General features: G+C 67.5%; 14 protein-coding genes. 2 read left to right on the top strand and 12 right to left on the bottom strand.

Annotated elements, in window-relative coordinates:
- A complete protein-coding gene (locus tag QX010_RS31440) occupies window positions 1–357 on the top strand; it encodes a carboxymuconolactone decarboxylase family protein (RefSeq protein ID WP_315712545.1) in 357 nt (118 codons plus the stop codon).
- Between the two features lie 8 nt (window positions 358–365).
- On the opposite strand, the gene QX010_RS31435 is transcribed toward QX010_RS31440, so the two are convergent.
- Genes QX010_RS31435 through QX010_RS31410 form a run of 6 tightly spaced genes read right to left on the bottom strand, consistent with a single transcriptional unit; the run spans window position 366 to window position 7,824 of the window.
- Entirely contained in the window at window positions 366–1,580 is a 1,215-nt protein-coding gene (locus QX010_RS31435; RefSeq protein ID WP_316183484.1) for a M20 family metallopeptidase, read from the bottom strand.
- Between the two features lie 17 nt (window positions 1,581–1,597).
- Entirely contained in the window at window positions 1,598–3,172 is a 1,575-nt protein-coding gene (gene nikE, locus QX010_RS31430) for an ABC transporter ATP-binding protein (protein WP_316183483.1), read from the bottom strand.
- Window positions 3,169–3,999 (bottom strand): ABC transporter permease, encoded by an 831-nt coding sequence (locus QX010_RS31425; protein WP_316183482.1) that lies wholly within the window; start codon window positions 3,997–3,999, stop codon window positions 3,169–3,171. Before QX010_RS31425 ends, nikE begins: the two co-directional genes overlap by 4 nt.
- The gene (locus QX010_RS31420) at window positions 3,992–4,939 is read right to left on the bottom strand and encodes an ABC transporter permease (protein ID WP_316183481.1); all 948 of its coding nucleotides are present in this window, start codon (window positions 4,937–4,939) and stop codon (window positions 3,992–3,994) included. The genes QX010_RS31425 and QX010_RS31420 overlap by 8 nt, the downstream gene beginning before the upstream one ends.
- Window positions 4,940–4,954: 15 nt before the next feature.
- Window positions 4,955–6,505: an ABC transporter substrate-binding protein gene (locus QX010_RS31415; protein ID WP_316183480.1), complete on the bottom strand. Its 1,551-nt coding sequence runs from the start codon at window positions 6,503–6,505 to the stop codon at window positions 4,955–4,957.
- The gene (locus QX010_RS31410; protein WP_316183479.1) at window positions 6,505–7,824 is read right to left on the bottom strand and encodes a M20 family metallopeptidase; all 1,320 of its coding nucleotides are present in this window, start codon (window positions 7,822–7,824) and stop codon (window positions 6,505–6,507) included. Before QX010_RS31410 ends, QX010_RS31415 begins: the two co-directional genes overlap by 1 nt.
- Before the next feature lie 66 nt (window positions 7,825–7,890).
- On the opposite strand from QX010_RS31410, the gene QX010_RS31405 reads away from it, so the two are divergent.
- Window positions 7,891–8,667 carry a GntR family transcriptional regulator gene (locus QX010_RS31405; RefSeq protein WP_316183478.1) on the top strand — a complete coding sequence of 259 codons (777 nt, stop codon included), beginning with the start codon at window positions 7,891–7,893 and terminating at the stop codon, window positions 8,665–8,667.
- A gap of 12 nt (window positions 8,668–8,679) precedes the next feature.
- Here QX010_RS31405 and dhaK read toward each other — a convergent pair whose 3' ends face one another.
- The 6 genes from dhaK to dhaL are packed head-to-tail and all read right to left on the bottom strand — an operon-like array spanning window position 8,680 to window position 13,043.
- The gene (gene dhaK, locus QX010_RS31400) at window positions 8,680–9,669 is read right to left on the bottom strand and encodes a dihydroxyacetone kinase subunit DhaK (protein WP_316183477.1); all 990 of its coding nucleotides are present in this window, start codon (window positions 9,667–9,669) and stop codon (window positions 8,680–8,682) included.
- Window positions 9,666–10,118, bottom strand: coding sequence for a hypothetical protein (locus tag QX010_RS31395; RefSeq protein ID WP_315800392.1), 453 nt, complete (start codon window positions 10,116–10,118; stop codon window positions 9,666–9,668). Before QX010_RS31395 ends, dhaK begins: the two co-directional genes overlap by 4 nt.
- Window positions 10,115–11,719: a phosphoenolpyruvate--protein phosphotransferase gene (gene ptsP, locus QX010_RS31390; protein ID WP_316183476.1), complete on the bottom strand. Its 1,605-nt coding sequence runs from the start codon at window positions 11,717–11,719 to the stop codon at window positions 10,115–10,117. Before ptsP ends, QX010_RS31395 begins: the two co-directional genes overlap by 4 nt.
- Before the next feature lie 2 nt (window positions 11,720–11,721).
- A complete protein-coding gene (locus QX010_RS31385; RefSeq protein ID WP_315712559.1) occupies window positions 11,722–12,024 on the bottom strand; it encodes an HPr family phosphocarrier protein in 303 nt (100 codons plus the stop codon).
- A gap of 12 nt (window positions 12,025–12,036) precedes the next feature.
- Window positions 12,037–12,435 carry a dihydroxyacetone kinase phosphoryl donor subunit DhaM gene (gene dhaM / locus QX010_RS31380; RefSeq protein WP_316183475.1) on the bottom strand — a complete coding sequence of 133 codons (399 nt, stop codon included), beginning with the start codon at window positions 12,433–12,435 and terminating at the stop codon, window positions 12,037–12,039.
- Window positions 12,432–13,043 (bottom strand): dihydroxyacetone kinase subunit DhaL, encoded by a 612-nt coding sequence (dhaL, locus tag QX010_RS31375; protein WP_316183474.1) that lies wholly within the window; start codon window positions 13,041–13,043, stop codon window positions 12,432–12,434. Before dhaL ends, dhaM begins: the two co-directional genes overlap by 4 nt.
- Window positions 13,044–13,045: the final 2 nt, after the last annotated feature.

Below are 13,045 nucleotides of genomic sequence, written 5' to 3'. Positions count from 1 at the left end.
ATGACCAAACTGTACAGCGAGATCTGCAAGGACATCTCGGGTAACCTGAAGACGCTGCGCAAGGACATTCCGGACGTGATGCAGGGCTTCTCTGCATTGGCGAGGGCCGCCGCCGCTGATGGCGCGCTCGACAAGAAGACCAAAGAGCTGATCGCGCTGGCGATCGGGGTCGCCGTCCGGTGCGACGGCTGCATCGGCTTCCACGCGGAGGCGCTCGTCCGTCTCGGTGCAAGCCGGCAGGAGGTCGAGGAGACGCTCGGCATGGCGATCTACATGGGCGGCGGACCGTCGTTGATGTATGCCGCCGATGCGATTGCGGCGTTCGAGCAATTCCAGCAACAGGCAGCCGCCGCCTGAGCGCAGGTTCAGTCGCAGATATCGAGAATGGCCAGCATGTAGATGCGGATCATGTCGAGATAGTCGGGAATGTCGACGCGCTCGTCCGGCATCGTGTTGTAGCGGCCGCCCGGCCCGCAGACGATGCCCTCCATGCCGCCATACGTATAGAGATGGCCGGCATCGGTGCCGTAGAAGCAGCTCGGCGCCACCGGGCCGGTCGGCTGGGAGGCGCCACGCACGACGCGATAGGCATTGTTGACGGCACGGACGATCGGGCTGTCCGGCGCGACCTCGAACGGCGGCATGGTCGGCACGCCGGCGCGGTCCTCCGACATCAGATGGGCCTTCAGGCCGGGAAAACGCCCCTCCAGCGCATCGAGCTCGCGCCGCATGTCCGCGAGCGCGCCCTGCTCGGTCTGCCCTGGAGCGTAACGGCCGGAGCCCTTGATGCGGACGAAATCCGCGACCTGCGGCGTGCGCCATTCGTGCAACTCACGACCGAGCGCGCCGTGCACGACGCCGACATGGACGCGGTTGATGGCCTCATGTGCCGGCGAACGCGCGCCGGAGAACCGCATCGCGTTGAGACGCGGAATGAGATCGCAGGCGGCGGTGATCGCGTCCACCGCCTCCTCGCGCTTCGACAGATGCCGCGTGTTGCCGACGAGCTCGATGATGAACATGAAGGCCGCGGCATGCATCGTCATCGCCTTGAGGTCGGTCGGCTCCGAATTGATGAAATAGTCGGCGCGCAGCCCCTGCTCCAGCAGCGAATAGGTGCCGACTCCACCCTGCAGCTCGCCGACCACATAGGTCAGGATGACATCGCCCCGCAGCTTCACGCCGGCCTCGATCAGCGTCTTGACCGCGCAGAAATAGGCGGCATCGCCGGCCTTCATATTTGACACGCCGATGCCGTAGATGAAGTCGTCGTCGACCTTCCCCGCCCAGGGATCGACGGTCCAGCCCTCGGTCACCGGATTTGTATCGACATGGCCGTTGAAGAGCAGGCTCTTGCCGCCGCCGGTGCCGTGCCAGCGGCCGACCGCGTTGACCCGGCCCTCGGCCCCGAACGGAGCGAGGCCGGCATCCAGGCCGATCGCGCTCATCTGTTCGGCCATGAAGGCCGCGAGCTGCTTCTCGCCCTCGGTCTTCGAATAGCTCTTGTGCTGTACCATGCGCGACAGCAGCGCGAGCGAGGCTGGAATGTCGATGCGGGCGAGCAGGTCGTTGCGGTCCATCGGGTCAATCCTTGCGGTCAGCCAACCGGCGCTGGCGAGGCCGCCATCAGCTCGCGGGTGTAAGGGTGAACGTCTTCGGCGCCGAAGGCATCAACGGCGCGGCTGTCGACGAGCTGGCCATGACGCATCACGACGATGCGGTGCGCGATCTGCCGGATCAGATTGAGGTCGTGGGTAATGAACAGATAGGCCGCGCCGGTCTCGGCGCGCAACGCCAGCAGCAGCTCGATGATCCGGGCCTGGACGGAGACGTCGAGCGGCGCCGTGATCTCGTCGCAGATCACGAGCCGCGGCCGTGCCGCAAACGCGCGCGCGATCGCGACGCGCTGCTTCTCGCCACCGGAGAGCTGGTGCGGCCAGCGCATCGCATAGGAGGCCGGTAGTCGCACCTGCTCCAGGAGCCGCGGCACGGCGGCGACGTCGCCGCCATAGAGTTTCAGGGGACGCGACAGGATCTCACCGATCCGATGGCGCGGATTGAGCGAGGAATCCGGGTGCTGGAACACGATCTGAACATCGCGACGATAGGCCCGGTTCATGTCGCCAGCCCCGCGCAGCGTCCGGCCGTCGAAGCTGATCGTGCCGTCGAAGCGGGCGAGCCCGGTGAGGGCGCGAGCGACTGACGACTTTCCCGAACCGGATTCACCGACGAGGCCGACGATTTCGCCGGCGCGGACGCGGACGTCGACGGCCTTGGTCGCCGGCGGCGGCGCCGCACGGAACAGCCCGCCTCGGCCGTAGTGAACCTCAATGCCGCGTGCGTCGAGCACCAGGGCCGCGCCCGGCTGATCGTTCACGAGCCGCCGTTCCGGACGCGGCACCGCGGCGATGAGCGCCTTGGTGTAGTCGTGCCGCGGCGTGCGGAAGATATCGGACGCGGGCGCCTGCTCGACGATGCGGCCGTGTTGGATGACTGCGACGCGATCGGCGACGCGGGTCATCATCGCGAGATCGTGCGAGATGTAGAGCGCAGCGACACCGGTCTCCGCCCGCAACCGCGCAAACAGCTCGATGATGCGGGCGCCGGTGATGACGTCGAGCGCCGTCGTGGGCTCATCGAACAGTATGACATCGGGCCGGCAGCCGAAGGCCGTCGCGATGATCACACGCTGCTTCTCTCCGCCCGAGATCTCGTGCGGATAGCGCCGCAGCACCGCCGCGGGATTGCGGAGCTCGACATGGCCGAGCAGATCGATCGCGAGATCCCTGGCGGCCCGCGCATTCAAATCGCGATGACGCATCAGCGCCTCGGTGATCTGACGGCCGATGGTCAAGGTCGGATTGAGCGCTGTCGACGGGTCTTGGAACACCATGCCGATGCGGCGGCCACGGACCGCGGTCAGTCGCTTCGGGCTGAGGGACCGCAGGTCGAGGTCGCCCAGACGCAGCGAACCCGAGACTTCCAGGGCATTGGCCGGCAGATGCCGCATCAACGCCCAGGCCAGCGAGCTCTTGCCGGAGCCGGATTCGCCGACGAGGCCGAGCACCTCGCCGGGCGCGATCTCGAGTGACACGTCGCGCAGCACCTCAACGGCGCCCGCCGAGGTGACGTAGTCCAGCCCGTAATTGGTGATGGCGAGCGCCGGCCTCATCGATCGTCCCGCGGATTCAGCGCGTCGCGCAGGGCATCGCCGACGAGATTGAAGGCGATCGCCGACAGCGCGATCGCGGCCGAGGGGGCGATCAGGAGCCATGGCGCCCGGTGCATGTATTGGCGCGCATCGGCGACCATGAGCCCCCATTCCGACGCCGGCGGCTGCGCACCCAGGCCAAGGAAGCTGAGCGTCGCGAACAGCATCACCGCGAATGACACGCGGATGGTGGCCTCGATGATGATCGGGCCCATCACGTTCGGAAGCATCTCGCGGAAAATGATCTGCGAGGCCGCCTCGCCGCGCGCGATGGCAGCCTTGACGTAGTCCTGGTTGCGTACCGCAAGCGCCACGGAGCGCGTGACCCGCGCCATGCCCGGCGCAAACGCAAAGGCAATCGCGATCACCGCGTTGATAGCCCCATTGCCCAGCGTGCTGACCAGCAGCAGCGCCATCAGAAGACCCGGAATGGCCATCACCGCATCGTTGGTGCGCATGATGAATTCGTCGGCCTTGCCCCCGAGATAGGCCGATGCGACGCCGATCACGGCGCCCATCGCGCTGCCGGCGAGCGTCGCCGCCAGCGCCATCGGAACGGTGGCGCGCGCTCCGGACAACAGGCGGCTCAGCACGTCGCGGCCGAACTGGTCGGCCCCCAGCCAGTTCTGCCATCCCGGTGCGCGGAAGCGGCCGAGAAAATCCATCTTCTCCGCCCCATAGGGCGCGAGCCACGGGCCGAGAATGCAGACGACGGCGAGCGCAACGAGCAGCGTCACGCTGATCGCGCCATGCGGCTTCCGGATCATGCGGCCGAGCAGCTCAGTCATAGCTGATCCGCCGGTCGAGCAGCGCGTAGACGACGTCCGCCAGCGTGTTGGTGATGGCATAGGTGACCGCCATGATCATCGCGCCGGCCTGGATCGACGGCAGATCGCGGGTGGTGATGGCGATCATCAATGCGCGGCCGATGCCGGGAATGGCGAATATCTCCTCGATGACGATGATGCCGCCCAAGAGATAGCCGACGTCGAGCGCGACGATGGTGATGACCGGCAGCAGCGCGTTGCGCATCACGTGCCGCACCAGCACCGTCCGCTCGGGCAGGCCCTTCAGCCGCGCCGCGCGGACGTAGTCGGACTGCAGCACGTCCAGCGTCTCCGACCGCATCATGCGCATCACATGCGCGACGAGAATAACCGACACCGTCAGGACCGGAAGGATCAGGTGGCGGAGCGCCAGCCCGGTATCCTCCAGCGGCGACACGTAGCCGGTCGCCGGCAGCCATGGCAGGATGTCGGTCAGCAGCAGCGCGAGCAAGGTTGCGGTAACGAACTCCGGCAGGGAAACCCCGAGATAGGCGACCACGCTGGCGGCCGTATCCGCCGGCCGCCCCCTGCGGAGCGCCGCGAAGATTCCGAGCGGGACCGCGATCAGAAGGGTGACGACGAGTGCGCCGGCTGCCAGCAGCAGCGAGCGAGACAGCGCCGTCAGCATCTCCGGCGCGACCGGCAGGCCGGTGCGCATGGAGACGCCGAAATTGCCGATGGCCGCGTGCGCGACCCAATGCGCGAATTGCAGCCAGACCGGGTCGTCGAGCCCGAGCCGGCTGCGAACGGCGGCCAGCGCCTCCGGCGAGGCGTTCTCGCCAAGCAGCGTCTGCGCGGCATCAGCCGGCAGCGCCTGCGTGATGGCGAACACCAGCACGCTGACGATGACGACCGTGTAGGCCATCAGGAGCAGCCGCCGCAGCAGCCAGGCGAATGACACCGCTCGGATCCCGCCTCAGCTGCGCTTGGGCGCGCCTGCGCCGAGCGAGACGAGATCGAGCCGGAACACCGACCCGCGCGGATGCAGCTGGTATCCTTCCACATAGGCGCGCTGCGCCGCCAGGATGTCGAAGAAGACCGGAATCACCGACGGCACCTCCTCGCTCATCATCGTCTGGGCCCGCGCATAGAGCGCGGCGCGATTGGCATCGTCGGTCTCGCTGCGCGCCGCGTTGACGATCTCGTCGAAGCGCGCATTGTTCCAGCGCGTCTCATTCCAGGCCGCATCCGAAGTGTAGAGCAGCTTGAAGATCGCGTCGGCGGTCGACTGCATGTTGTAGAAGCCGACGTAGAAATTGCCCTTCTTCCAGACCTGGTCGAGATAAGTTGCGTGCGGCATCGTCTGAACGTTGATACGGAAGCCCGCGGGCGCCGCCATCTCACGGATCGCAACACCGAGCTGCGTGCGCGTGTCCGGCTTGTCGGACGCCACCATCGTCAGGTCGATCCCGGAGGGATAGCCGGCATCGGCGAGCAGTTGCTTGGCCTTGGCGATATCGGGCTTCTTCAGTTTGCTGTCCTGATAGAAGCGGTAGGCGGGGCTCAGCGGCGTATCGTTGCCGGGCGTGCCATAGCCGCCGGCCACGAAGCCGGCCATGGCCTCGCGATCGATAGTCAGCGCCAGCGCCTGGCGCACGCGAACGTCGTTGAAGGGCTTCTGGTCGCAGCCCATGTTGACGTTCAGAAACTGCCCCGAGGGAATCCGCACCGCCTTGATGCCACTGGCCTTGCCGAGCCGGTCATATTCGCCGGGCGTGGTCGACAACATGAGATCGATGTCGCCCGAAATCAGAGCCGATGCCTCGGCCGTGCGGTCGGGATAGACGAGGATCTCGACGCGATCGAGTAAAGGCCGCGCGGGATCGTAATAGGCCGGGTTGCGCTCGACGACGATCTTGCGGTCCGGCTCGTAGGACACGAGCTTGAACGGCCCCGACCCATTCGGCTTGGTGGCAAGGCTGGCAAGATCAGCGGCAACGACCTTCGCAGGCACGATGCGCGCATTGTTGTAGGCGAGCGCGACCGGAAAATCGGCGAAGGCCACCGACAACGTGAACCGCACGGTCGACGGATCGACGGCGACGACGTCCTTGATCGGGCCGACATTGGTGCGCGCCGGTGACGCGGTCTTCGGATCGAGGATTGCTTTGAAGGTCGAAACGACATCCTCCGCCGTCAGCGGCGAGCCGTCGTGGAAGCTGAGATTGGGCCGCAGCTTGAACGTCCACTCGGTGAGCCCCGCGCCGGCCTGCCAGGACAAGGCGAGGTCCGGCTCGACCGACATGTCCGGCTTCAACCGGGTCAGGTTGGAATAGAGCAGCTCGGTGATGAGGTATTCCGGATTGACACGCGCGAGCAGCGGATGAATGACCGCCGCGCCCTGATCGACCGAGATCCGCAACACGCCGCCGCGCTTCGGCGCCTCGGCGGAGAGAGAGACTTGCGGCAGAGCACCAAGCACGAGCGCGGAGCCGGCAAGAAAATGGCGACGGGTCACGGACGGCATCAGGCGAAGTCCTTTTCAGGCGTGATGGCTTCGGGAGAGAGCTCGGGACGGAACTCGGCTGCAAGATAGGCGAGCACCGACTTTGCCAATGCGACGATGTCGGCGAGCGTCGTGGATTCGCCCGGCGCATGAATGCGGCTATCGGGCTTTCCCAGGCCCGTGAGCAGCACCTCCTGCACGCCCGTGGCCTGCTGCACCCAGCCGAAATCGGAGCAACCGGACGCCCCCCAGCGCGCGAAGTCGTCCGCCGCGTAGCCGAAGCCGGCCGACAGCGCCTGCTGCCAGCGCGGCCAATGCGGCCCGCCGGGATCGGATGTCGGCATCAGATGGCCGGTGAGGATGATCTCGACGTCGAGGACATCGGCGGCCCGCTGGATTGCCGCCTCGATCTCGCGGCGTGCGGTGGCGAAGTCCTCCTCGGGCGCATAGCGGCGGCATACGAGAATCTCGACCAGCGAAGGGATCTGTCCGCCGCACTGGCCACCATGAATGGCTGAGATGTCCAGGCTCCCCGCGAGAGGTCCGGCTGCCTGCGGCGGTGGCGGCAATGCCGACGTCCGCTGCGCGATGACCGGTTTGAGGGCCGCGAGCGCATTGAGGATCGGCAGCGCCGCCTCGATCGCGTTGGCGCCGGCGAGGCGCTGCTCGCCGGCATGCGCCGGCTTGCCGTGAACCCGCACCGTGAGCGTGAACAGGCCGAAGCAGCCGGCCCAGATCCGCGGCATGGCGCTGCCGTTGAAGTTGAGGATGTGACCTTCGAGACGGCCCTGCTCGGCAAGGTAACGCACGCCGGGATAAAGCCCTGCCTCCTCGTCGGTGCACAGCAACAACATCGGATCATAGGCCAGCGGCAATCCGGTCTGCTGCGCGCCGCGGAGCGCGAGCAGCGCCGCCGCGATCGATCCCTTCATGTCGGCTGCGCCGAGTCCGATCAGACGATCACCGTCACGGCCCAGTTGCAGCGGATCGGTGGCCCAGCCTGGCGCAGGCGGCACCGTATCGACGTGGAAATAGAGCCCGAGCACCGGTTTGCCGGAGCGACGCCGTGCGACCAGATTGGTGCGCGATCCGTGCGAACCGGGTGCGCGCCACAGCTCCTCCGGAACGATCACGCGCTCGCAATTCAGCGCCAGCGGCGAAGCAAGCTGTTCCATCACGTCGGCAAAGGCATCGTAGCCGGCCCCCGGCGGAAAGCTGGTGTCGACCGCCACCATCTTCCGCAGGCCCTCGACCGCCGTCTCGGCCATGGCGTCGATCGCGGCAAAAGCGCCGGCCAGACTGCGCGCGCCCCGGTCCGCTGGAATGCCCTCAGAAATCATTTGCGGTCTGCTCAATCCTATATTCTATATAGAAATAGAATTCACGACGCGGCATTTGTCAATTCCATGAAAAAGGCAGCTGTGGCCAGCAAAGCGGCAGACGGGGTCGGCGCGGGTCCGGGCGCCCTTCCGGTGCCGCTCTACGAGCATGTCAAGCGCCAGATCGCCGAGGCGATCCTGATCGGCGACATGCCGCCCGGCACGGTGCTGCCCGGCGAGGTCGCGCTCGCCAATCAATATGGCGTCGCCGTCGGCACCATCCGCCGCGCGCTGGCCGATCTCACCGCGGGCGGCATGCTGATGCGCCGGCGCAAGACCGGCACGGTGGTGACGGGCCGCGCGTCGCAGCATGGGCTCAGTTTCTTCTTCCAGTACTTCCGCCTGCTCGGCGCGGACGGCAGCCTGCTGCACTCGGAGGCCGAGGTGCTGTCGGTGACGACACGCGCCGCCGAACGGGACGATGCGGCGCTGTTCGCGGTGGCCGATGGCGAGCCGCTGCTGCATCTTCATCGCATCCGCCGCGTCGCCGGCGCACCGGTGCTGCATTCGCGGATCTCGATGGTCGGGAGCCGCGTGCCGGGATTTGCGCGCGAGCCGAAGAAGGTCCCTGCCCTGATCTACCGCCATCTGCTCGAGGCCTATGGCATCCGGATCGCCGCGGTGCGCGAGAAGGTGACGGCCGAGGTCGCCACCAAGGAGGACCGCAAGCTGCTCGGCCTACCCTCTCCGAGCGCCGTGCTCGTGATCGACGAGGAAGCCTACGACCAGACCGGCGCGCTGGCGATCCTCAGCCAGCACCGCGCCACGACGGCGCAGCACTACTACTCGAACGAGATCCGCTGAGCACGCATCGCGTCAGCAGCCCCAGCGCAGCGCCGCGGTGTGCACCGGCGCGTCCCACAGCGCCAGCGACGCATCATCGAGCGCGGTCACGGTGAGCGAGCAGCCGGCCATGTCGAGCGACGTGACGTAGGAACCGACCAGCCCGCGCGCGATGGCGAGCCCGCGCCCTTCCAGGATGCGCCGCGCCGCATGGGCCATCACGTACAACTCCATCGCCGGCGTGGCCCCGAAGCCGTTGACCAGCAGCAGGCACGGCGTTCCCGGCTTCGCTGCGAGATCGGTTAGGATCGCGCCCATCATCTCCTCGGCGATGGCGTCCGCGGAGGCCAGCTTGACCCGGCGGCGGCCGGGCTCGCCATGGATGCCGACACCCATCTCCATCTCATCCTCGCCGAGCGTGAAGGTCGGCCTGCCGGCGGCCGGCACCGTGCAGGACGTCAGCGCCACGCCCATCGAGCGGGTGCGCTTGTTGACGTCGTCGCCAAGCGCCTTGAGCGCGTCGAGATCGCTGCCCCGCTCGGCCGCAGCCCCCAGCATCTTCTCCACGACCAGCGTACCGGCAACGCCGCGGCGGCCGGTCGAATAGGTCGAGGTCTCGACCGCGACGTCGTCGTCGGTGATCACGGTCGCGACCTTGCCCTCCATCATCTCCGCGGCCATCGCGAAATTCATCACGTCGCCTTCGTAGTTCTTGACGATGAACAGCGCGCCCGCGCCGGTGTCCACGGCCTGCGCGGCCGCGAGCATCTGGTCCGGTGTCGGCGAGGTGAAGACCTGGCCTGGACAGGCGGCATCGAGCATGCCCGGCCCGACGAAGCCGGCATGCAGCGGCTCGTGGCCGGAGCCGCCGCCGGAGATCAATGCAACCTTGCCCGGCTTGAGGCTCTTGCGGCGTACGAACTTGTTGTCCTCACCAAGCGTGACGATGTCGCCATGCACCGCGGCAAATCCCTGCAGGCTCTCGGTCAGCACGTCGTCGACGGCGTTGATCAGCTTCTTCATGGCTTCCCTCCCGGCTCGGATTCGTCCTGGTTTTCGTTGGCTGAGATCAGCGCGGTGATGCCGCGCGCGACGCCGGTGATGATGCGGTCGGCATGGGCGTTGAGCGCGGGGTCGCCAAAGTCCGGCAGCTCGACCACCAGACGCCGCATCGGCCGCTGCGCCTCGGCCTCGTCCAGCCGGCCCGGATGCGCGGCGCGGTAGGCGGTCAGAAACGCCTGCTGCTCATGTGGCGAGAAGTGACAGATGTGGAAGATGGTCTCGAGATGCTGCAGCGGGATCGGCGTCGCATAGGCCGGATTGACGATCTGCGAGATGAAGCTGCGGTTCTTGCCGATTGCCTCCGCCAGCCGCTGCCGCGTGCCGGAGGGACGGCTGTCGATGACCGCGCGCAGGATCGCCTTGTACTCGGCAAGCGGGCTTGCGGCCCCCGATGCATCCGGCTCGCTCATGCGCCCTCTACTGACTTGGCGAGATCGAGTTCGCGGATCGCGGCCTTCACCAGCGGCAGCAGGCCAGGCGACACCGACAGCGCGCGGATACCGACCTCGAGCAAGGCGGGAATCGCCCTGACATCACCGGCGGCGTCGCCGCAGATCGAGACGTCCACGCCCCGTGCGCGACCAGCGCGCGCGACATGGGCGATCATCGCCAGCACCCCGGGATGCAGCACGTCGGCATAGTCGGCGACCTCGGCGCCGTCGCGCGAGGCAGCGGTCGCATATTGGGTCAGGTCATTGGTGCCGATCGAGAAGAAGTCCGCAGCGAAGTCGTGCGCTGCCAGCGCAGCGGCCGGGACCTCGACCATCATTCCGAAGGCCGGCGCGGCGAACGCAACGTTGCCGCCGGCCAATTCGGCGAGCACGGCGCGGAGATGGTCACGGGCCCCGTCCAGTTCCGCTGCATTGGTCACCATCGGCAACATCACCTTGAGCGGTCCGAGCGCAGCGGCGCGGGCCAGCGCGCGCAATTGGACGCGGAAGATCTCGGGATGACGCAAGGACAGGCGGAGGCCACGCAGACCAAGAAACGGGTTGCTTTCGCCATCGATCGTGTAGCCCGGAATCGGCTTGTCGCCGCCGGCATCGAGCGTGCGGATCGTGACCGGCCGGCCTTCGGCCCAGCGCACGAGCTCGGCATAGGCGTGATATTGCGCCTCCTCGTCGTGAAGCAGGTTGCCGGTGAGAAACTCGGTGCGTGCCAGACCGATGCCGTCGCAGGCTGCCGCCGGAAGCAGCGTCATGTCGGCGGGGCCGGAGATGTTGACGAGGACGGAGACGCGGGTGCCGTCGCGCGTCAGTGCCGGTTCGTGCTGCCGCGCCCTTGCCTCCGCCCTGCGGCGCGAGACCGTCTCGTCCTCCGCCCGCGCGGCGGCGACAATGTGCGCGCCGGGATCGACGATGACGACACCGCGACCGCCATCGACCAGCAGATCCCCTGCCAGCGTCTCCCAATCGCCGCCGAGCCCGACCACCATCGGCACGCCGCGGCCGCGCGCCAGCATCGCGACGTGACTGGTCGGGCTGCCATCGCCGAGCGCGACGCCGCCGCCCCCGGTCCAGTCGATGGCGAGAAACGCCGATGGCGCCAGATCATGCGCGACGACGATCGCTCCTTTCGGCACTTCGCCGTTCTGCGGCAGGCCAAACAAGTGCCGCAGCACGCGGTCCCGGATGTCGCCGAGGTCGCTGGCGCGAGCACGAAAATACTCGTCGTCAGCGGACTCGTAGCCCGCGATCTCCTCCGCCATCGCCGCGCGCCAGGCCGCATCCGCAGCGACACCGCTCTCGATCTGAACGTAAGCCGCCTCCGTCAGCGCATCGTCTTCGAGCAGCGCGAGCTGAAAGCCGATTAGCTCGGCCGCGTCTCCCTCGAGCCTGCCGATCAGCTCGGCCACGGCCTCGCGTGCATGCGCGACCGCTGTGGCGAGCGCTGCATGCTCCTCGGCGATCGCCCCTTTCCTCCGGCTCGCACCCTCCAGCGCACGCAGGATCGCGGCCGGCCCAATGGCCAACCCGTCCGATGCCCCACGCCCGAAAACGCGCCGCTCCATCGTCACTCCTCGTCGAACTTGCGGTCGACCAGATCAACGAGCGCCGCGATGGCCGCCTCGGCATCGGTTCCGTTGGCGCGAAGGAACAGCGTCTCACCCTTGGCCGCCTTGACGCGCATGATCTTCACCGGGCTCTTGGCATCGGTCCAGGGCCCGTCGGCGGCGATCGCGACCTCGATGCTCGACGCAAAGCGCTTCGCGAGCTGGGTCAGTTTGACCGAGGGCCGCGCATGCAGCCCGACCTCGTTGGTCAGCAGCGCATGCGCCTTCGCTTCCTGCATGCCGATCTCTCCACCGTCAGCCATCGTCGTTCCTGCTCATCCGCCCATCAGCTCTTCGGCGGTCGCGCGCACCGCATCGAGCGGCGAGCCGCCGGAGGCCTCCGTCGCCGCCATCACGGCGCCTTCGACCAGCGGCGCATTGCAGATCACGATGCGCTCGCGCCGCTCCTCCGGCATCATCTCCACCGCCATCTCGCTGTTGGTCTCGGCGCCGCCAAGATCGACCAGGATCGCAACGCCCGACTCCGACCACGCCCTGTCGATCGCGCCCATGATGGCGCCGACATCGGTGCCGAGCCCGCCATCGGCATTGCCGCCGACCGCTGCGAGCGGCACGCTGTCGCCGACCATCTGCCGGACCATGTCGGCCGCGCCCTCCGCCACCTTGGCGGAATGCGACACGATGACGATGCCGACATTCTTCTGCTCATTCATGCTCGGGCCTCATTGAAGACGCTGCAGATCGCCTGCACCAGCAGGCTGGACGAGCGCGCGCCGGGATCCATGTGCCCGATCGAACGCTCGCCGAGAAACGAGGCGCGGCCGCGGATCGCCAGCATCGGCACCGTCGCATCGGCAGCTTCAGCGGCGATCGCGGGCAGCCGGGAACCGAGATCGTCGCCACCGGCCGCAAAAGCCGCCTGCACGGGGATCAAGACGTCGAGCATGGTCTTCTGACCTGCTTCCGACTTGCCCCGTGCCTTGACGTCCGCGATGGCGCGACCGAGCGCCGCCGCCGCGTCGGCGGCAGAGGGCTCTGATGGCAGCGCCTTGCCAAGTCCCATCGCCAGCGTGCCGTAGAGCGGACCGGACGCGCCGCCGACCTTCATCACCAGCGCCATGCCGACCGCCTTCAGGGCCTCCGGAAGGGGCTTGGCGGAAATGTTGTCCGCATCGGCGAGCACGGCCTCGAAGCCACGCTTCATATTGAGGCCGTGATCGCCGTCGCCGATCGCCGAATCCAGCGCGGTCAGCTCCTCGGCATGGGCGATCATGGCATCCGCCATCGCCACGATCAGCTTACGCTTGAACGCCTGGTCCATTG

This window comes from Bradyrhizobium sp. SZCCHNRI1009 (assembly GCF_032487575.1).
Taxonomy (GTDB): Bacteria; Pseudomonadota; Alphaproteobacteria; order Rhizobiales; family Xanthobacteraceae; genus Bradyrhizobium.
This window is presented reverse-complemented; position numbering and strand designations above follow the sequence as displayed.